This is a genomic window from Paraburkholderia caribensis (genome assembly GCF_002902945.1).
Taxonomy (GTDB): domain Bacteria; phylum Pseudomonadota; class Gammaproteobacteria; order Burkholderiales; family Burkholderiaceae; genus Paraburkholderia; species Paraburkholderia caribensis.
In genome coordinates, this window is record NZ_CP026103.1 from 1057346 (window position 1) to 1075857 (window position 18512).

Here is an 18512-nt window from a genome sequence, read left to right on the forward strand (position 1 = left end):
CCGAACCAGCAATGTCGCACGTTCAGCCCACGGGCCTGCGGCGTTGAGCGGCCCGTTAAGGCGGGAGGCGACCATTCCATCTATTTGGGACCTACATTTGGTGTCAAAGCCAGATTGAAATGTCGTAGCGCCGGCTATTTACAGATGTCGTGTTTCTGACGTTGGGTCTGGGTCTGTCTTTCATGGTTTGAATCTCACGCAGTGTCGAAGGATGCGGATTGAACGGGCAGGGCGTGTCAGTCCGTTCAGTGAGTGCGTGCGGACCGCTGGCCAGGTGTGGAAAGCGCCTTCGACGGCTGCGCGATCTGCACGATTGCCTGATCCAGATCGTCGCGCGTGAACTCGCGCGGTTTCTTCGTGCCGGGCAGCCGGTCCTTCGCGCGCGGTGCCACGCCCCGGTTGGTACGCGACGGCGAGCCCGAGATGCGCCGGTCATCACGCTGCGCCTGCAGCGCCTGCGCGACCTGTAGCGCGTGAGCCAGCCGCTTGTGCTCGATCACCGCGCCCTGATCGACTTCCGCGAGCTTGTCGTAGCGCCGGCACGCCAGCACCTGACCATCGGCGCGGATCTCGATGCGCCCGTCCGGGTACTCCCACACGTCAATGTAGCGGTGAACCAGCGCGCGGTTGGCCGGCGTGTCTTCCAGCAGGTACATGACCCGGTCGTATTGCACCGTCAGTGACTTCGTCACACGGCGCGTCTCGCGCCAGGTCATCAGCCGGTCCAGATCCTCATCGTCACGCAACGGCCGGTGTGCGTCGAACGTGCTTCTCGGCGGCTTCGCGAAACGCGCGTTGTAGGCCGCGATAAAGCAGGGCGCGTACGCGTTGGCGTCAGCGACCGTGCTGATGCCCTTCAGGCGCAACTCCTTGACGAGCCGGTCCTGCAGCGTCAGGTGCGCACGCTCCACACGACCCTTCGCGGAACTCGAGTTCGCGCAGAACGTATCGATGTTCAGTTCGTACATCGCGCGGCCAAAGTGCGTCACGCTGCGCCCCGTCTTGCCGGCGCACGTGCTGCGGAACACGCTCGCGCGGTCGCTGTAGAACGCCACCGGCTTGCCATGGCGCTCGAGGTACGCGCGCGTCGCCTCGAAATAGCTGAAGGTCGACTCGGTGGCCGTGAAGTGCAACTGCATCAGCCGGCTGGTCGCATCATCGACATACACCAGCAGCGTGCAGGCCGGCGCGCGGTCCTCGAACCAGCGGTGATCGCTGCCGTCGATCTGCACCAGTTCGCCCAGGCAGGCGCGCCGCGCCCGTGGCTGGTAGAGCTTCGGCGGACGCTGTTTGCGCGGCACCCACAGTCCGCCCTCGGTCATCAGTCGCCTGACCGTCTCCTTGGCCAGCCGGATGCCGTGACATTCCTCGAGCTTCTCGCGCGCCAGCGTCGGCCCAAAATCCGCGTAGCGCTCGCGGACGATCGTCAGGGCCCGCACCGCCAGCCCTGCGTCGAGCTTGCGGTTACCCGGTCGGCCACGTCTGCCGGAGGCCACGCCGGATGGCCCACGCTCCCGATACCGGGTCACCAGACGTTCGACCTGGCGCACGGTCAGGCCCAGCCGTTCGGCGGCACGGCCGGGCTTCAGGCCGATCTCAACGATGGCCTGGATAACCTTCAGCCTGTCCAGTTCGCGCATGCTCAGACTCACCAGTGTGGTGTCCGGCTTCATGGCTGGCTCCCGCATGGTTGCAGCACGGTGCCAGCTTGCCAGCGTTCAGAAACACGACATCTGTAAATAGCCAGAACACGACATTAGGATAGAGCCGCTACAGATTTTTTGTTGATAATTTATGTTATGTCAAATCTAGAATCGCAGCAAAAAGCAAACACAGCCCAAAGGCCCCACAAAACCCACCTCAAATCCCCACATCCTCCACCAACCCCGCTTTCAGCGCCCGAATGCGCCGATCAACGAAATACCCGCCGCCTTCCGTATAACGCAGGTACAACCGCCCGCACGCCGAACACTCCCACACGCCACACCGGTTATACGGAAAGTACCGTGGCGCGATCGGCGCATCCGGCGACCAGTACTGAACGTTATCCGGCCGGTACTCAGCAAACGTAGGCTCAGGATCATCTTCGCGCATGAGCGTCGCCACCTCGACAAGCCGCGTCTCATCGAGCGAAAGCGGCTGCGATTGCCATCCATCCAGCGGCGTCTTCGTGCAGGAGCACGGCGCAGGACCATTCTCTTCAGCGCGCTGGGCAAGTGCGACGAGAGCCGCCGCGTCCACATAGGGTGTCATGAAGTATTGCCTGTTTCCGGGTTGGTTCGATGCCGACGGCGCGAGCGTCCCTTATACATCAACTCGCGCAACCACGCCGCGCCGCTCGCCAGCACCTCACCCCTTCATCATCCGCTCACGATGCGGCATCACCCATGAGCGGTCGAAACGGCCTTCGGCAATCGATCGCATTGCAGCCGCCTCCTTCGCGCCCTGCTTGCGCGCGCCCTCGATCACGCTTTCCACATCGGAAGGCGCGATCGCCAGTAGCCCATCTTCGTCGCCGACGATGATGTCGCCCGGATTCAACTTGCGCGCGCCACGCTTCGTGCGTTCGTGTTCCCGATTGGCGCGTTCATCGTGCCCGAGACGCGTGGCCGGCTCGATCAGCCGGCTTCGCTCAACACGAACTGAGGTCTCACGGGTCCGCCGCGCTCTTCGTGACGCGGCGGATTTCTTCGGCGATGATGTCGATCAGGGCTTGCGCGGCAGGCCCGACCGGCCGCTTCGGATGCGACACCTGAACGATGTGACGCAAGATTGACGGCGTCGTGATGCGGTGTGCGCGCAGCGTGCCTTCGTCCACTTTGCGCTGCACGACGACACGCGGCAAGATCGTCGCGACGCTGCTCTGCTCGACGAACTGTACGATGGTGCTCAGCAGATCGATTTCGAACGTGGGCTTGATGATGATATTGGCGGCCAACAACGCGGCGTCGAGCGCGCCGCGCAAGCCGTTGCGGCGCGTCGGCAGCACCAGTTCGACGGCGGGCGGCTGTGAAAGATCGATGGTGTCCGGCAACGCGGCAACACACCTCATGCCCGTCACGTAGACCATCTCTTCGACCAGCAGCGGCTGCATGTCGAGCGTGAGGCGGCCGCGCGGCTTGTTGATGATCGCGGCATCGAGGCGCCCTGCTTCGACAGCGTCGATCAACTGCGCGCTGAAGCCATCGGCCACCGACACCTCGACCTGAGGAAACAGCGCATTGAACTTCGCCAGTGATTCGGCAAGCACGCTTTCCGTTTCCGATGCGACCATGCCGAGCGACACGCGGCCCGTGACGATCACGTCCTGACGGCTCAACTGGACGCGCGCGTGCTCGATGTCGCGCATGATCGGCGTGTAGAGGCGATACATTTGCCGCGCCGCGTCCGTGGGCGTCATGCCGTGCGGACCGCGTTCGAAGAGCGCCTGCCCCAGTTCCGCTTCGAGCTTCGAAATCTGCATGCTGAGCGCCGGCTGGACGATGTTCAGGCGCTTCGCCGCGCGCGTCACCGAGCCGTCTTCGAAGAGTGCGATGAAGTACTGGATTTGCTTGAGGTCCATGCTGCCATTCTACGTGGACTGCCTTCTCACCAACGTCGGCAAAGGCGCAATCACGGCAGGCGGCTGCCCCTCGCCACGCGGCTCGTGAATCAACCGTATCAGCAATTCGATCGACGCCTGCGCAATCGCTTCCGTATTGATCGCCACCGTCGTCAGCGAGGGCCGCACCTGATGCGCCAGCTGAATATCCGTGATGCCGATCACGGATACATCGCCGGGTACTTTACGGCCTAGCGTCGCCAGCGCCTGCAACGCGCCGATCGCGAGCAGATCATTGGTGGCGAACAGCGCGCTCAGATGCGGCTCGCGCTCCATCAACTCCACGCATGCGGCAAAGCCTGCGTCGATCGTATCGGGAATCTGCAGCACGGCGGCGTCGTCCGGTTCGAGACCGGCTTCGCGCATCACCTCGCGAAAGCCCGTCGCACGCGCATCCTGCAATCCGCCGCAACCGTCGCCGACCAGCATGCCGATATCGCGATGCCCCAGTTCCAGCAGGTGCCGCGCCGCGAGCGCGCCCGCATGCGCGAAATCGACGGCCACACAGGGCAGCGCGGGCAACTGTTCGGGATGCTCCCACAGGCTCAACACGATCGGTGCACCGACGGCTGCCGACTCGCACAGCTCGTTGATCGCGATATCCGTGTTGAGCACCAGCACGCCTTCGGCCAGCGTGCCCGCAATCTGCGTGAGATACGCACGGCCGATTTCCGCGTCGTCGTCCGTGTTGCACACCATCAGGAAGTAGCCGGCGCGCCGCGCCGCGCGTTCGGCCGCGAGCACGAACTCGGGATAAAACGGATTCGCAATACTCGACAACATCAGCGCCAGCGTGGGCGAGCGCCCTTCTGCCAACGCGCGCGCATTCAGGTTGGGCCGGTAGCCGAGTTCGCGGATAGCCCGCATCACGCGCTCTGCCGTTTCGGGCCGTACCTTGTCCGGGTTGCGCAACACGTTCGAAACGGTTGCCGCCGTGACCTGCGCGCGTCGCGCGACGTCGGTTAAGGTTGTCATGCCAGGAAGATTAGGAAAGATCCCATATTTAGAGACTATGAATCAGATGTTGCGCATCTACCGCAGGCTTTGATAACTTTTCTCGAAAGCACATTGGAGACGAACATGATCGCGGTTACGAGCACACCCGAATTTAAACGCTTAAATCCACGCCGCGCAAGCCTCTGCGCGATTTTTTTCACGGCGAATTTAAGCGTTTAAATCCAGGGAAAACACCATGTCCGCGATCTCCCTGAGCAACATTCAGAAGTCGTTCGGCGCCAACGCGCCCGTCATCCGCAATCTCAACCTTGAAATCGGCGCACACGAGTTTTGTGTGTTCCTCGGACCGTCCGGTTGCGGCAAGTCCACGTTGCTGCGCATCGTCGCCGGACTCGAAGACCAGACCGACGGCGACGTGACGATCGGCGGCCGGTCGATGAACGGCGTCCCCGCCGCCGGGCGCGGCGTCGCCATGGTGTTCCAGAGTTACGCCCTCTTCCCGCACATGTCGGTCTACGAAAACATGGCATTCGGCCTGAAGCTCGCGAAAACCCCGAAGGCCGAAGTCGATCGCAAGGTGCGCGAAGCGGCGCGCGTGCTGCAACTCGATACCCTGCTCGAACGCAAGCCGCGCGAACTGTCGGGCGGTCAGCGCCAGCGCGTCGCGATCGGCCGCGCGATCGTGCGCGAGCCCGGCGTGTTTCTGTTCGACGAGCCGCTGTCCAATCTCGACGCGGCGCTGCGCGGCCAGACTCGCATTGAAATCGCCCGGCTGCATCAGCGCTTTGCGCAGGCGAGCGTCGTCTACGTGACACACGACCAGATCGAAGCGATGACGCTCGCCGACAAGATCGTGCTGTTGCATGCGGGCGCGGATACGCAGCGCTTGGGCAGCATCGCGCAGATTGGTGCACCGCTCGAGCTTTATCATCGGCCGCGTTCGCGGTTCGTTGCGGGTTTCATCGGCTCGCCGCGCATGAATTTCCTCGACGGCGAAGTCGACGCGATTGCGCAAGACGGCGTGCAGGTCAGGCTCGAACGTAGCGATACGACCTTGCGCGTGCTGGTCGACGGCGCGAGTCTCACGCGTGGCCAGCCTGTCACGCTCGGCATTCGCCCCGAGCACATCCGTCTCCACGGCGACGCGCAAACGCTCGCGGTCAGATCGCTGATTACCGAACAGCTTGGCGAGCACAGCTACGTGCATGTCGAGTGCGCGGACGGCACGCTGATCGCGAAGGCGCCCGGCGATGTGTCGATTCGCAACGGCGAGCCGCTGGCGTTGCGCGTGCCCGCCGACGCTTGCCATCTGTTCGATCAAGAAGGGCTCGCTCTGACGCGCACGGCCGCGACGGAAACGCAAGCTGTCGCGCTGCACATGTCGTAACAGCAGTGGGGCAACGACGCGAACCACGCCTGCCGGGTTCGCCGATCCGAACAGCCGGCCATAGAGCCGGTGCGGTGGGCAAGAAGACCGCTGTCCGCGTCGAGCGGCCGGCCAACAACGCAGTTCAAGGAGACACCACGATGATGAACAAGCACCTGAGCCGCCTTGCCGGGCTCGCCTCTTTCAACACGCGTTCCGTGACGGCTGCGCTCGCTGTTTCGGCAGCACTGCTGTCGGGCTTCGTCGCCGATGCCGACGCCGGTCAGCTGAACGTGAACGTGTCGGCGCGCGGCAACCAGCGCTCGACGTGGCAGGACGCGTTCGACAAGTTCAAGAAGGCCAATCCCGACGTCGATCTGAAGATCACTTACATCACGGAAGAAGCGTACAAGGTGCAGATGGGCGGCTGGCTCGCCACGGATCCGCCCGATGTCGTGTCGTGGCACGACGGCGAGCGCATGGCCTACTACGCGAAGCGCGGCCTGCTCGAAGACCTGTCCGGCGACTGGGCGAAGAACGGCTGGAGCCAGCAGTACGCATCGGTGAAGGAAGCATCGACGTATAACGGCAAGCAGTATGCGGCGCCCCTCGGCTATGACGCATACGGCTTCTTCTATCGCAAGGATCTGTTTCAGAAGGCGGGCATCAAGGGCGAGCCGAAGACGTGGGAAGAATTCCTCGATGCCTGCAAGAAGCTCAAGGCAAGCGGCGTCGCGCCCATCGCCGTCGCCGCGCGCGACAGCTGGACGCTGGCCGCATGGTTCGATTATCTCGACCTGCGCATCAACGGCAATGAGTTTCACCAGAAGCTGATGGCTGGTGAAGTGCCGTACACCGATCCGCGCGTGAAGAAGGTCTACACGACGTGGAAGACCTTGATGGACGACCATTACTACATCGACAACGCGCTGTCCTACGACCTCGACTCGATCGGCCCGTTCCTCGCCAACGGCAAGGCCGCGATGATGCTGATGGGCACGTTCTTCTCGGCGGGCATTCCGTCGAGCGTCAAGGATCAGATCGGCTTCATGCGTTTCCCCGTGATCGATCCGAAGGTGCCGATGGCGGAGGACGGCCCCGTCAACGTGCTGCTGGTTCCCGCGAAGGCGAAGAACAAGACCGACGCGCGGCGTCTGCTAGCGTTCATGGAAACGCCTGAAATCAACGCGGATCTCGCGCGCGGCTGGGGACAGTTGCCGTCGAACAGCAAGGCGACGGAGCCGGAAGATCCGATCTCGAAGGTCGGCTTCCAGACGCTCGCCAGCACGACGGGCGGCATTGCGCAGTTCTACGACCGCGACATGACGAAGGAAATGGCCGACGAAGGCATGAAGGCCATGCAGCAGTTCTATAACGATCCGTCGCAGATCGATTCGCTGCTCGCCCGTCTCGAAGCGACGCGCAAACGCATCTATCACAAGTGATGTCCTGAGGGCGGCCGTGTAAACAGAACACGGCTGTCTGCCGGGCGCATCGCAAGCGCTGCGCCCACGAATCACCTGCCGCTCGCCGCTACGGACGAGCCGCATCGAACGAGGTCTTCGTCATGTCAACGTCTATCGCTCGCCTGCCTTCGGCGCGCAGCCGCCGCACGTCCAGGTCCGGGCGCGCGCGTCACCGCGCGGCGTTCTATTTTCTGCTGCCGGGCTGCGCGTTGTTCGCGCTGTGCGTGATCTATCCGATCTTCAGCAGCATCGCGCTCAGCTTCTATAACTGGGACGGCATGACGGAGAAGACCTTCATCGGCCTTGCGAACTACGCCGAGCTGTTCCAGGCGGACACCTTCTACGTCGCGCTGAAGAACAACCTGATCTGGCTGGTGTTCTTCCTGCTTGCGCCGCCGTTGGGCCTGCTGTTCGCGCTGTACCTGAACCAGCAGGTGAAGGGCATGCGCGTGGTGAAGTCGCTGTTCTTTGCGCCGTTCGTGTTGTCGGGCGTGGTGGTCGGGCTCGTGTTCAGCTGGTTCTACGACCCGGCGTTCGGTTTGCTCAAGGTGATTGCCGGTCACGGCATTCCTGTGCTCGGCGATGCGCACACCGTGACGTTCGGCATTGTGTTCGCCGCGCTCTGGCCGCAGACGCCCTACTGCATGGTGCTGTATCTGACGGGCCTCACGTCGATCAACCCCGAAGTGGTGGAAGCCGCGCGCATGGAAGGCGCGAAGGGCTGGCGTCTGTTGTGGCACGTGATCCTGCCGCAACTGCGCCCGGCCACCTTCATGGCCGTCGTGCTGACGGTGATCGGCGCGTTGCGCAGCTTCGACCTGATCGCGGTGATGAGCGGCGGCGGACCGTTCGACAGCTCGACGGTGCTTGCCTATTACATGTACGACCAGGCCATCAAGTACTACCGCGAAGGCTACTCGGCGGCGATCGCTGTCGTGCTGTTCGCGATCATGCTCGTCTACATCGTGTTCCATCTGCGCCGGATGCTGCGCGAAGAACGCTGATTCACTATCGCGCAAGGAGAACGCTCATGTACCCGCTTCCCGTCGAACGCTGGAAACCCTGGAATCGCGCGATCTACAAGGCGTCGCTGCCACTCGCGCTGCTGCTGTGGCTGCTGCCGATGCTCGCCGTGCTCGTCACGTCGATCCGCTCGTCCGACGAGCTTTCGCAAGGCGATTACTGGACGCTGCCGAAGCACTTCGCGCTGCTCGACAATTACGGCGCCGCGCTCACGCAAACGCCGATGCTGCATTACTTCGCCAATAGCGTGCTGATCACGGTGCCCTCCGTGCTCGGCGCGATCCTGCTGGCGTCGATGGCGGGCTTCGCGCTCGCCACGTATCGCTTTCGCGGCAACATCGTCGTGCTGTTTACGTTCGTCGCGGGCAACTTCGTGCCCGTGCAGATCCTGATGATCCCCGTGCGCGACATGGCGCTGAAGGTTGGACTGTTCAACACCGTATGGGCATTGATCATTTTTCATATTGCGTTTCAGACCGGCTTTTGCACGCTCTTTCTGCGCAACTTCATCAAGCAGTTGCCGTTCGAGTTGATCGAAGCGGCGCGCGTCGAAGGCGCGAGCGAATGGACCATCTACGCGCGCATCGTGCTGCCGTTGATCCGCCCTGCGCTTGCGGCGCTCGGCATTCTCGTCTTCACCTTTGTCTGGAACGACTATTTCTGGGCGCTGTGCCTCACGCAAGGCGACGACGCCGCGCCCATCACGGTCGGGGTCGCCGCGCTCAAGGGGCAATGGACGACCGCGTGGAATCTCGTCGCGGCGGGTTCGGTGCTGGCCGCGCTGCCTTCCGTGCTGATGTTCTTCCTGATGCAAAAGCACTTCGTGGCAGGGCTGACCTTCGGCGCAAGCAAAGGCTGACGCGCAAGGCCGACCGCACACTACTGATCTCTGGAGAAATCGACAATGCAACTGGGTGTTTGCTACTACCCCGAACAATGGCCGGAAACGCTATGGGCCGACGACGCGCGCCGGATGGTCGAACTCGGCATCACGCATGTGCGGATCGCCGAATTTGCGTGGAGCCGCATGGAGCCGCGCGCGGGCGCCTATGAATGGACATGGCTCGACCGCGCCGTGACGACGCTCGCCGACGCCGGCCTGAAAATCGTGCTCGGCACGCCCACCGCATCGCCGCCGAAGTGGCTCGTCGACTCGATGCCGGAGATGCTGCCCGTGCGTGCCGACGGCACCACGTGGAATTCCGGTTCGCGCCGTCACTACGATATTTGCAGCGAGCCGTATCGACGCGAATGTCTGCGGATCGTCGAGGCGATGGCGCAGCGCTATGGTTCGCATCCCGCCGTCATCGCGTGGCAGACGGACAATGAGCTCGGCTGTCACGAGACCGTGCCGAGCTACTCGAAGGCGGCCCGCGCGCGCTTCCAGACGTGGCTCGCGCGCCGCTACGAGACCGTCGACAACCTGAACCAGCGCTGGGGCACGGTGTTCTGGAGCATGGAATATGCATCGTTCGATGCAATCGGGTTGCCGAACCTGACGCCGACCGACGCAAACCCGATTCATCTGCTCGACTTCCGCCGCTTCATGTCGGACGAAGTGGCGAGCTTCCATCGCGAACAGGTCGATGTGCTGCGACGTCATGCGCCGAACGCGGACATGCTGCACAACTTCATGGGTTTTTTCACGACCTTCGATCACTATCGCTTCGCCGCGAACAAGAGCATCGACGTCGCGACGTGGGACAGTTATCCGATCGCACGCACGGAAGTGATCGCGTTGAGCGAACAGGACAAGGCGCGCTATGCGCGCACGGGGCACCCCGATGTATCGGCATTCGATCACGACCGCTATCGCGCGATCGGTGAAGGACGTTTCTGGGTGATGGAACAGGAAGCGGGCCCTGTGAACTGGGCGCCGTGGAACCCCGTGCCCGCGCCCGGCATGGTGCGTCTGTGGGCCTATGAGGCCTTCGCGCACGGCGCGGAACTGGTGTCGTATTTCCGCTGGCGACAGGCGCCGTTCGCGCAGGAACAGATGCACTCCGGACTGAACCTGCCCGACAACACGCTGTCGCCGGGCGGCCGCGAAGTGGCGCGCGCCGCGCAGGAGATCGCGCAGTCCGCTGCACTGACGAAGCTCGCGCAAAGCGGCCCCGCGCCGCGCGCCGAAGTCGCCCTTGTGTTCGACTACGAAACGCAATGGATGTTCGAAATCCAGCGGCATGCAAAGGGTTTCGATTATCAGACGCTTGCGTTCGAGTATTACCGGACGCTGCGCGAAATGGCGCTCGACGTCGATATCGTGTCGGCGCATGCCGATCTGTCCGGCTACAAGCTGATCGTCGTGCCGGGTCTTGCCGCCTTGCCGGCGGGCTTTGCGAAGACCGTCGAGCAATCTTCCGCGCAATGGGTGATCGGCCCGCGCACGGGCTCGAAGACGGCGGACTTCGCGATTCCCGCGCAGTTGCCGCCCGGCGCGCTGCAAACGGTGCTGCCGTTCAAGGTGCTCGAAGTCGATTCGTTGCGTCCGACGCTGCAACCGGCCACGACATTCGAAGGTGTGACGGGCATCGCCTTGCACTGGCGCGAACATATCGAAACGCGCGACGGTCTCGACGTGCTCGCGCGCTTCGATGACAACTGGCCCGCCATCGTGGCGCGCGGACATGTGCGCTATGCGAGCGCGTGGTTCGACGCGGCGTTGCATCGCGCGTTGCTAGAAGGTGCGGCGCGCGATGCGGGGCTTGCTGTTACACAGCTTGCGCAAGGATTACGCGTGCGGCGTCGCGGCGAGATCACGTTCGCGTTCAACTTCGGCGCGACTGCTGCCGAAGCGCCTGCACCCGATAACGCGCAATTCGTGCTCGGTCAGCGCACGCTCGGCACCGCCGACGTCTGTGCGTGGATCGCCGCGTGATGGATCGCCCGCGCGAGATGCCGGCCACCATCCTGACTGCCGATGCAAGCCGCCCTGCCGCTGCACCGCTCGCGGATACGTTGCGGATGGGCGCGAATACATCGCCCGATGGCCGGACGATCGGCATCAACAGCCGCTATCTGACACGCGACGGCGAACCGTGGCTGCCCGTCATGGGCGAGTTGCATTACGCGCGCGTGCCCGAAGCGCAGTGGGACGACGCGCTTGCGAAGGTCAAGGCGGCGGGCGTCGATATCGTGTCGTCGTATGTGATCTGGCGTTATCACGAGCGACGGGCCGGGCAGTTCGACTGGCATGCGCGGCTCGATCTGCGTCGATTCATCGAAAACTGTGCGAAACGCGGGCTGTACGCGTTCGTTCGCATTGGACCGTGGGTGCATGCGGAGGTCCGTTATGGCGGCATCCCTGCGTGGGTCGTCGATCAGGTGCCGACGCGCTGCGACGATCCGCTGTATCTGCAGTACGTGCAGCGCTTCTTTGCTGAAATCGCGGCGCAGCTAGCGGGCTTATTGTGGAAGGATGGCGGCCCTGTGATCGGCATTCAGCTCGAGAACGAATACAACCTGACCGGGGCGCAGCAAGGGCCCACGCACATCGCGACACTCAAGCGCCTCGCGCGCGAAGCGGGACTTGACGTGCCTCTGTACACGGTCACCGGCTGGGACAATGCCGTGTTTCCGCGCCGCGAAGTCGCGCCGGTTTTTGGCGGCTATGCGGATTTGCCGTGGGGGACATCGACGGAGGTGTCCGCGCCGGGCGAGGTGTATGGGTTTCGCTTGACGAGCCGGGTCGGCGGCGATCTTGGCGCACAAACCCATAACAGCGAGCCTGGCGATGCCGATGCCGTAGCGCACGAAACGCCGTTTCTAGGCGCGGAATTCGGTGGGGGCGTGCCGACGATGTACCGGCGCCGTCCCGTTCTCGACCCCGATGACATCGCGGCGATGCTGCCCGTGCAGCTTGGTTCCGGCGTGAATCTGTACGGTTACTACATGCTGCATGGCGGCCGCAATCTGCCTGGCGATGTGGATGGGCAGGAGTCGACGGCGTCGGGCGGATATAACGATCTGCCCGTCGTCAATTACGATTTTCAGGCGCCTTACGGCGCGAATGGCGAAGCGCATGCTGTGCTTGGCAAGCTGCGGCCGATGCATCTGTTTCTTCAGCAATGGGGCAGCGAACTGGCGACCTGCGATGTGTACGCGCCGGAGCGAGTGCCGCGTGGTGCGGACGATCTTGAAACGCCGCGGTTTTCGGTGCGTGCGGACGGCGATCGCGGGTTTCTGTTTTTCAACAATCATGTGCGGCAGTATCGGATGCCTGAGCGGCGAGGCGTGCAGTTCGCGGTGAAGCTCGCGACTCGCACGGTCATGCTGCCTGCCGAGCCGATCGATATTGCGCCGGGAAGGTGGTTCGTGTGGCCGATTGGACTTGCGCTGGGTGGCGCGCGATTGCGTTATGCGACTGCGCAGCCCGTTACGCGGCTTTCGACGCATGAAGGCGCAACGTATGTGTTCGCCGCAACGGATGGGATCGTGGCTGAGTTTGCGTTCGAGCCGGATAGCGTGACGCGTATCGAATCTGCCGATTCTCATGGAGTTTTGATTACGCATGAGGCGGATGGTGGGCTGATTGTGCGTCCTGTGGCTGGTTCCGTATTCACCGCGATGTGTCGTGACGGCTCGCGTATCACTTTCATCACGCTCGCGAGCGAGGATATTGAACGGCTCAGCGTTCTGCCATTCGATGGGCAGCGCCGGCTGATTCTTACCGATGCATTGGCGTTCGAGCGCGATGGCGAACTCGTATTGCGTTCTATGGGTGTCGCTGCTTTTGATGTCGCTGTTTATCCGCCCTTGGAGCGGGATGTGCGCTCGACGCATGCTTTCGTGGAAGCGCCACGAGACGGCGTTTTTCAGCGCTTCGCTGTGACTGTGCCGATGGTTGCGTTCGATGTCGGTGTTACGTCGTTGCGGCTCGCGCAGAAGGTGCAGCCTGTTGCTTCAGGCGGTGCAGCGCTGGCTGCTGTTGAACCGGCGCCGGAATGCTTTGGCAAGGCCGCTGCGTGGCGTATCGAGGTGCCGATTGCGGCATTGAATGCGACCGGTCTGAGTAATGCCTATCTGTCGATTCAATATGCAGGTGATGTCGGGCGGCTGTTCTCGGGGGGCGATTTGATCGACGATCATTTTTATAATGGCCTGTCTTGGGAGATCGGCGTGCGCAATGTGATGATCGATCCGCAGCAATCGCTGATGCTGACTGTGCTGCCAATGCGGGCAGATGCGCCTGTTTATCTCGATGCGAGGCATGATCTCAGGGGTTCGATCTCCGATCAGGTTGCTGAGGTTTTTGGTGTGAAATGGGTGCCTGAGTATGAGGTGGTTCTTTCGCTGGCATCCGCGAATTGTTAGCCTGGTTCACGCGTCGCCCCTGTGCGGGGCGGCACCTACTTTTCTTTGCCGCCGCAAAGAAAAGTAGGCAAAAGAAAGCGGCTCACACCGCCAATTCTTGACGTTTATCCACGGGCCCCCAACGTCCCCACACCTCACACGCCAGCGGCCCCGATTGGTGTCCGTTGCCAACGCTTCGAACAGGCGCCTCACCCGCTTCGAATACCCGTACCCGGTCAGGCGGCAGCGAATGGTATGCGCCGCCCAGGTGGCAAACTGTGTGTAGGTTGTCGCGTCGTATAGGGTAGCGCTCTTACAGGGTGGAACGCGCGTGCTAACGGTCCGGAGTGAGGCGTGCGAGGCACTACGGCCTACACACAGTTTGCCACCTGGGCGGCCGTGGACTGCCTGGCGCCGCATGCTCAAACACGGGTGCGTGAAGCGGGTGAGGCGCTCTTTCAGAGCGCTTGCAACGAACACGAATGACGTGATTGCCGTGTGAAGCGTAAGAACCTTCGGGGGCCCTCAGGCAAGGACATGGGCTGGCGGTGTGAGCCGCTTTCTTTTGCCTACTTTTCTTTGCGGCGGCAAAGAAAAGTAGGTGCCGCCCCGCACAGGGGCGACGCGTGAAGCACGCTAACAAATCGCGGATGCCAGCGCAAACACAACCAAAACCAAAACCAAAACCAAACCAAAACCAAAAACACCAAACCTCACCGCCTACCCCGAGCAGCCCCCACCCCCTTCCGCGAACGCGCCCCAATCTCCCGCGCCATCATCGCGCGCACCAACTCAAGAAACACCTGCACAACAGGATTCGGCAATTGCAACTGCGGACACAGCATAAACCCACGAAACATAATCTGCGGCACAAAACCGCGAAACACGATCCGCTTCGGATCAGCACCAATCGCTGCAAGCGGATTAACAATCCCAATCCCTAGCCCGCGCGAAACAAGCGCGCATATCGTCGCGCCATACGGCGTCTCGATCGCCGGCACCTGCCCGGCGCCAGCCGACCGTAACACACGATCGAGCGGACTGCGCGTGTCGTCGGCATACGACGGCAGGATCAGCTGTTCGCCGCGCAGATCGCCCGCTTCGATGCGCTCACGCGCAGTCAACGGATGCCGCGCAGGAAGCGCACACAGCGCCGGCAGCCGGTATAACTCGGCACTCGTCACGCCAAACGCGTCCGGTGTAGCCGTCGCAAAGCCGACATCACAGTACGCCGACGACACCCATCGCTGAATCGTCCCTTCACTTCTCATCTCCAGCGAAACAATCACCCGCGGGTAATCCGCCAGAAACCGCTCGATCACCGCAGGCAAAAACGACAGCGCCAGCACCGGCGCCGCGACGATCCGCAAACGTCCACTACCCAACTGACGGATCTCACGTGCCGAGTTCTCCAGCTTTTCCAGCCCGACAAAGCTGCGCTCGACTTCGCGATAGAACGCACTCCCCGCGTCCGTCGCGTGGATACGCCCGCCGTTGCGCACGAACAGCGTGAGCCCCGTCGCCGTCTCCAGCTCCGCAATCAGCCGGCTGATGCTCGGTTGCGACGTACCGAGCTCTTCGGCTGCCGCCGTCATCGAGCCGCGCAGCATGACCAGCCGGAATGCCTCGATCTGCCTCTGATTCATCGTCTCTCCCGCCCGCTCGCCGTGAACAGAGACCTCAGCTTGCCATATCAGAAATGAATAGAAGCCCTTTTTGTCGCTATTTGACCGGATGAGCAGCACGAACCTAGACTGGCCTCACCACGCGGAACCCGTCACGCTCATGCGCCCTGATTCCCTGCTTTTCCACGAATCCTTTCGATGCGACCCATACTGGTGGGACGCCGCGCCGCCCGAAACCGCGCGCTCGCCGCTGCCTCGCCACGTAGATATCGCCGTCATCGGCAGCGGTTATTGCGGGCTGTCGGCAGCCGCGGAAGCCGCGAGCCACGGCGCGCGCGTGGCCGTCCTCGATGCGGCCGAGATCGGCGCGGGCGGTAGCACGCGCAGCGGCGGAATGGTGTCGAGCGGCCAGAAGCTGGCCCTCACCAACGCGATCGCCGGCGTGCCCGCCGAGCGGCTCGTGCGCCTGATGCGCGAATCGATGGCAAGCTTCGACTATCTGAAGCGCCTCGTCGCCGACGAATCGCTCGACGCGGATCTGCAGATCACCGGCCGCTTTTTCGGCGCGTACACGCCCGGCCATTTCGACCGGTTGCGCCGCCAGGGTGAGTTGCTGCGCGACAAAACGGGCGTCACCGTGCATGTGATCGAGCGCGACGCACAGCGCGCGATGATCGGCTCGGACTATTACTACGGCGGCATCCTCGTCGATGAATACGGCGGGCTGCACACCGCGAAGTATCACCGCGCGCTGCGCGAGCTTGCCGGGCGGCGCGGCGTCACGCTGCATTCGCACGCGCAGGCCGAACGTATCGAACGTATTGCGAACGGCGCACAGGATGGCGCGCGCTTTCGCGTACAGACCACGCGCGGCTCGCTCGACGCGCGCGATGTGCTGGTCGCCACCAACGGCTACACCGGCCCGTTGCTGCCGTTCTTCGCGCGCCGCGTGCTGCCCGTCGCGAGCTATCAGATCGCGACGGAACCCCTGCCCGACGGCTTGATGCACGCGCTCAACCCCGGCGCGCGGATGATCAGCGACTCGAAACGCAATCTGTTCTACACACGCCCCTCTCCCGACGGCACGCGGATGCTGTTCGGCTCGCGCCCGGCGATCCGCGAACTGAGCGAACGCGAAGCGGCCCGCCTGCTATACGGAAAGATGCTGCAACTGTGGCCCGCGCTGCGCGACGTGCGCATCACACACGCATGGAAAGGCTACGTCGCGATGACGCGCGACAAGCTCGCGCACATCGGCGTGCACGACGGCATTCACTACGCGCTCGGCTGCAACGGCAATGGCGTCGCGCTGATGAGCTACCTCGGCCACCGCGTCGCGAGACATATGCTCGGCGTGGACCGCGATGCGGGCGCCTTCAGCGAAGGCGAATTTCCGTTGAGCGGCGCAGGCATCGCCAGTCAGATCGCCGTACCGCTCGGCAGCGCGCTCTATCAACTCGACGACCTGTGGCGCGGACGCGTGCGCGCCGCGCTGTCCTGACCTTCACGGCGTCACTGAATACGAGGAGCCACGATGATCCGTCTGCACAACGTTTCTAAATGGTTCGGCGAGCACCGCGTGCTGGCCGGCTGCTCCGCGACGATCGAACGCGGCGAGGTCGTCGTGATCTGCGGGCCCTCGGGCTCGGGCAAGTCGACGCTGATCAAGTCCGTCAATGGGCTCGAGCCCGTGCAGGACGGCCGCATCGTCGTCGACGGCGTGGACGTCACGGCGAAAACCGCGAACCTCGCGCGGCTGCGTGCGAAGGTCGGGATGGTTTTCCAGCATTTCGAGCTGTTTCCGCATCTGAGCGTCGGGCGCAACCTGATGCTCGCGCAGATGAAGGTGCTCGGGCGCAGCCGCGACGAAGCCGCCGGCAAGGCGCGCTCCCTGTTGCGCCGCGTGGGCCTGCGCGATTACGAAGACAGCTACCCGACGCAGTTGTCGGGCGGCCAGCAGCAGCGCGTGGCGATTGCCCGCGCACTGTCGATGGACCCCGTCGCGATGCTGTTCGACGAGCCGACGTCCGCGCTCGACCCGGAGATGGTCAACGAAGTGCTCGACGTGATGAGCGCGCTCGCTCACGACGGCATGACGATGCTGTGCGTGACCCACGAAATGGGCTTCGCGAGGCGCGTCGCGGACCGCGTCCTGTTCATGGATCGCGGCGCCATCGTCGAGGACGACTCGAAAGAACAGTTCTTCGCGCGCCCTCGCTCCGAACGCGCGCGTGAGTTTCTGTCGCGCATTCTGCATTGAGCGGCACACGCCGCGTTCGCATTGCTGTTCCACTTCCGTTCACCGCCGTTCCTTTCGAGAGGAGCCTCATGATGCGTTTTCTTCAGTTTGCACGCAGTCTCGCACTGGCTGCTTCGCTATGCGCCGCAGCCGTATCGGCCGCTCATGCGGAAGACGTGGGCACGCTCACGCCGGGCAAAATCGTCGCGGGCGTCGACGCGAACAACAAGCCCTATTCGTACATCGACAACGGCAAGATGACGGGCTTCGACGTCGAGCTGATTCGCGCGATCGCCGCGAAGCTCGGTCTGTCCGCCGACTTCCGCGCGCAGGACTTCGCCGGGCTGTTGCCGAGCGTCGCGAACCAGCAGATCGATCTCGCCGCCGGCTCCATTTCGATCACGAAAGACCGGCTCAAGATGGTCGACTTTTCCGACGGCTACCTGACGGGCCTGTTGAGCGTCGCGACGCTGCCGGACAGCACCATTTCGAGCGATGTCGCGTCCGTCAAGGGCAAGCGGATCGGCGTCGTGCAAGGCACCATCGAAGACACGTATTCGGACAGCTATCTGCCCAGTGCGCAGATCGTGCGCTTTCCAAATCTGAACGCGGGGTTCCTCGCGCTGCGCAACAAGTACATCGACGGCTACTTCGTCGACAAGACCCTGGTGGAAGGCCTGCAAAGCAAGTACCCGCAAATGAACATCGCGGACAAGCTCGACATATCCGCGGTCAATCTGCCCGCGGGCTTTCCCGTTCACAAGGGCAACGTCAAGCTCGAAAGCGCGCTCAACAAGACGCTCGGCGAACTGGTGGCCGACGGCACGTGGATGAAGCTCTATCTGCAATTCCATCCTGGCTATCCGAAGCCTGCCGACCTGCCGCCGTATGCGATGAAGTCAGGCACCTGAACCGCCAGCCGCACTTCACCGACCACGTTTCG

At 63.1% G+C, this 18512-nt stretch carries 14 protein-coding genes and 1 pseudogene; 9 read left to right on the top strand and 6 right to left on the bottom strand.

From position 1 onward, the window contains the following. Positions 1 to 245: 245 nt before the first annotated feature. From C2L66_RS34240 to C2L66_RS34260, 5 genes and pseudogenes are all read right to left on the bottom strand, one after another. Positions 246 to 1673, bottom strand: coding sequence for an ISNCY family transposase (locus C2L66_RS34240; RefSeq protein ID WP_060600942.1), 1428 nt, complete (start codon positions 1671 to 1673; stop codon positions 246 to 248). A 187-nt stretch (positions 1674 to 1860) separates the two neighbouring features. After that, a complete protein-coding gene (locus tag C2L66_RS34245) occupies positions 1861 to 2253 on the bottom strand; it encodes a hypothetical protein (RefSeq protein ID WP_060608169.1) in 393 nt (130 codons plus the stop codon). A 96-nt stretch (positions 2254 to 2349) separates the two neighbouring features. Then, positions 2350 to 2538, bottom strand: a pseudogene (locus tag C2L66_RS34250) (RraA family protein); the annotation flags it as partial. A 112-nt stretch (positions 2539 to 2650) separates the two neighbouring features. After that, positions 2651 to 3562, bottom strand: a complete 912-nt coding sequence (locus C2L66_RS34255) for a LysR family transcriptional regulator (protein WP_060608174.1) — start codon at positions 3560 to 3562, stop codon at positions 2651 to 2653. Between the two features lie 9 nt (positions 3563 to 3571). After that, a complete protein-coding gene (locus C2L66_RS34260; RefSeq protein ID WP_060608175.1) occupies positions 3572 to 4576 on the bottom strand; it encodes a LacI family DNA-binding transcriptional regulator in 1005 nt (334 codons plus the stop codon). A 217-nt stretch (positions 4577 to 4793) separates the two neighbouring features. Between C2L66_RS34260 and C2L66_RS34265 the strand changes: the two genes are divergently transcribed. From C2L66_RS34265 to C2L66_RS34290, 6 genes are all read left to right on the top strand, one after another. Further along, positions 4794 to 5945, top strand: coding sequence for an ABC transporter ATP-binding protein (locus C2L66_RS34265; protein ID WP_060608177.1), 1152 nt, complete (start codon positions 4794 to 4796; stop codon positions 5943 to 5945). A gap of 140 nt (positions 5946 to 6085) precedes the next feature. Further along, on the top strand, positions 6086 to 7369 hold the full coding sequence (locus C2L66_RS34270) for an ABC transporter substrate-binding protein (protein WP_054932231.1): 1284 nt from the start codon (positions 6086 to 6088) through the stop codon (positions 7367 to 7369). 122 nt (positions 7370 to 7491) lie between these two features. Beyond that, positions 7492 to 8394, top strand: a complete 903-nt coding sequence (locus C2L66_RS34275) for a carbohydrate ABC transporter permease (protein ID WP_060608180.1) — start codon at positions 7492 to 7494, stop codon at positions 8392 to 8394. Between the two features lie 26 nt (positions 8395 to 8420). Continuing rightward, positions 8421 to 9272: a carbohydrate ABC transporter permease gene (locus tag C2L66_RS34280; protein WP_060608183.1), complete on the top strand. Its 852-nt coding sequence runs from the start codon at positions 8421 to 8423 to the stop codon at positions 9270 to 9272. A gap of 45 nt (positions 9273 to 9317) precedes the next feature. After that, positions 9318 to 11291, top strand: coding sequence for a beta-galactosidase (locus C2L66_RS34285; RefSeq protein WP_060608187.1), 1974 nt, complete (start codon positions 9318 to 9320; stop codon positions 11289 to 11291). After that, positions 11291 to 13726: a beta-galactosidase gene (locus tag C2L66_RS34290; protein ID WP_060608190.1), complete on the top strand. Its 2436-nt coding sequence runs from the start codon at positions 11291 to 11293 to the stop codon at positions 13724 to 13726. The genes C2L66_RS34285 and C2L66_RS34290 overlap by 1 nt, the downstream gene beginning before the upstream one ends. A gap of 692 nt (positions 13727 to 14418) precedes the next feature. On the opposite strand, the gene C2L66_RS34295 is transcribed toward C2L66_RS34290, so the two are convergent. Further along, complete coding sequence (locus C2L66_RS34295; RefSeq protein WP_060608191.1) at positions 14419 to 15351, bottom strand: LysR substrate-binding domain-containing protein; 933 nt, start codon at positions 15349 to 15351, stop codon at positions 14419 to 14421. Positions 15352 to 15490: 139 nt separating this feature from the next. On the opposite strand from C2L66_RS34295, the gene C2L66_RS34300 reads away from it, so the two are divergent. The 3 genes from C2L66_RS34300 (at position 15491) to C2L66_RS34310 (ending at position 18480) form a co-directional block, all read left to right on the top strand. Further along, on the top strand, positions 15491 to 16831 hold the full coding sequence (locus C2L66_RS34300; RefSeq protein WP_060610428.1) for an NAD(P)/FAD-dependent oxidoreductase: 1341 nt from the start codon (positions 15491 to 15493) through the stop codon (positions 16829 to 16831). 33 nt (positions 16832 to 16864) lie between these two features. After that, positions 16865 to 17590 (top strand): amino acid ABC transporter ATP-binding protein, encoded by a 726-nt coding sequence (locus C2L66_RS34305; RefSeq protein ID WP_060608195.1) that lies wholly within the window; start codon positions 16865 to 16867, stop codon positions 17588 to 17590. Between the two features lie 71 nt (positions 17591 to 17661). After that, positions 17662 to 18480: a substrate-binding periplasmic protein gene (locus C2L66_RS34310; RefSeq protein ID WP_060610431.1), complete on the top strand. Its 819-nt coding sequence runs from the start codon at positions 17662 to 17664 to the stop codon at positions 18478 to 18480. The last annotated feature ends 32 nt before the right edge of the window (positions 18481 to 18512 follow it).

What these genes read in the sequence shown, in the direction of transcription:
- C2L66_RS34240 (WP_060600942.1), bottom strand. Translation starts at nt 1,673, where the DNA reads ATGAAGCCGGACACCACACTGGTGAGTCTGAGCATGCGCGAACTGGAC.
- C2L66_RS34245 (WP_060608169.1), bottom strand. Translation starts at nt 2,253, where the DNA reads ATGACACCCTATGTGGACGCGGCGGCTCTCGTCGCACTTGCCCAGCGC.
- C2L66_RS34255 (WP_060608174.1), bottom strand. Translation starts at nt 3,562, where the DNA reads ATGGACCTCAAGCAAATCCAGTACTTCATCGCACTCTTCGAAGACGGC.
- C2L66_RS34260 (WP_060608175.1), bottom strand. Translation starts at nt 4,576, where the DNA reads ATGACAACCTTAACCGACGTCGCGCGACGCGCGCAGGTCACGGCGGCA.
- C2L66_RS34265 (WP_060608177.1), top strand. Translation starts at nt 4,794, where the DNA reads ATGTCCGCGATCTCCCTGAGCAACATTCAGAAGTCGTTCGGCGCCAAC.
- C2L66_RS34270 (WP_054932231.1), top strand. Translation starts at nt 6,086, where the DNA reads ATGATGAACAAGCACCTGAGCCGCCTTGCCGGGCTCGCCTCTTTCAAC.
- C2L66_RS34275 (WP_060608180.1), top strand. Translation starts at nt 7,492, where the DNA reads ATGTCAACGTCTATCGCTCGCCTGCCTTCGGCGCGCAGCCGCCGCACG.
- C2L66_RS34280 (WP_060608183.1), top strand. Translation starts at nt 8,421, where the DNA reads ATGTACCCGCTTCCCGTCGAACGCTGGAAACCCTGGAATCGCGCGATC.
- C2L66_RS34285 (WP_060608187.1), top strand. Translation starts at nt 9,318, where the DNA reads ATGCAACTGGGTGTTTGCTACTACCCCGAACAATGGCCGGAAACGCTA.
- C2L66_RS34290 (WP_060608190.1), top strand. Translation starts at nt 11,291, where the DNA reads ATGGATCGCCCGCGCGAGATGCCGGCCACCATCCTGACTGCCGATGCA.
- C2L66_RS34295 (WP_060608191.1), bottom strand. Translation starts at nt 15,351, where the DNA reads ATGAATCAGAGGCAGATCGAGGCATTCCGGCTGGTCATGCTGCGCGGC.
- C2L66_RS34300 (WP_060610428.1), top strand. Translation starts at nt 15,491, where the DNA reads ATGCGCCCTGATTCCCTGCTTTTCCACGAATCCTTTCGATGCGACCCA.
- C2L66_RS34305 (WP_060608195.1), top strand. Translation starts at nt 16,865, where the DNA reads ATGATCCGTCTGCACAACGTTTCTAAATGGTTCGGCGAGCACCGCGTG.
- C2L66_RS34310 (WP_060610431.1), top strand. Translation starts at nt 17,662, where the DNA reads ATGCGTTTTCTTCAGTTTGCACGCAGTCTCGCACTGGCTGCTTCGCTA.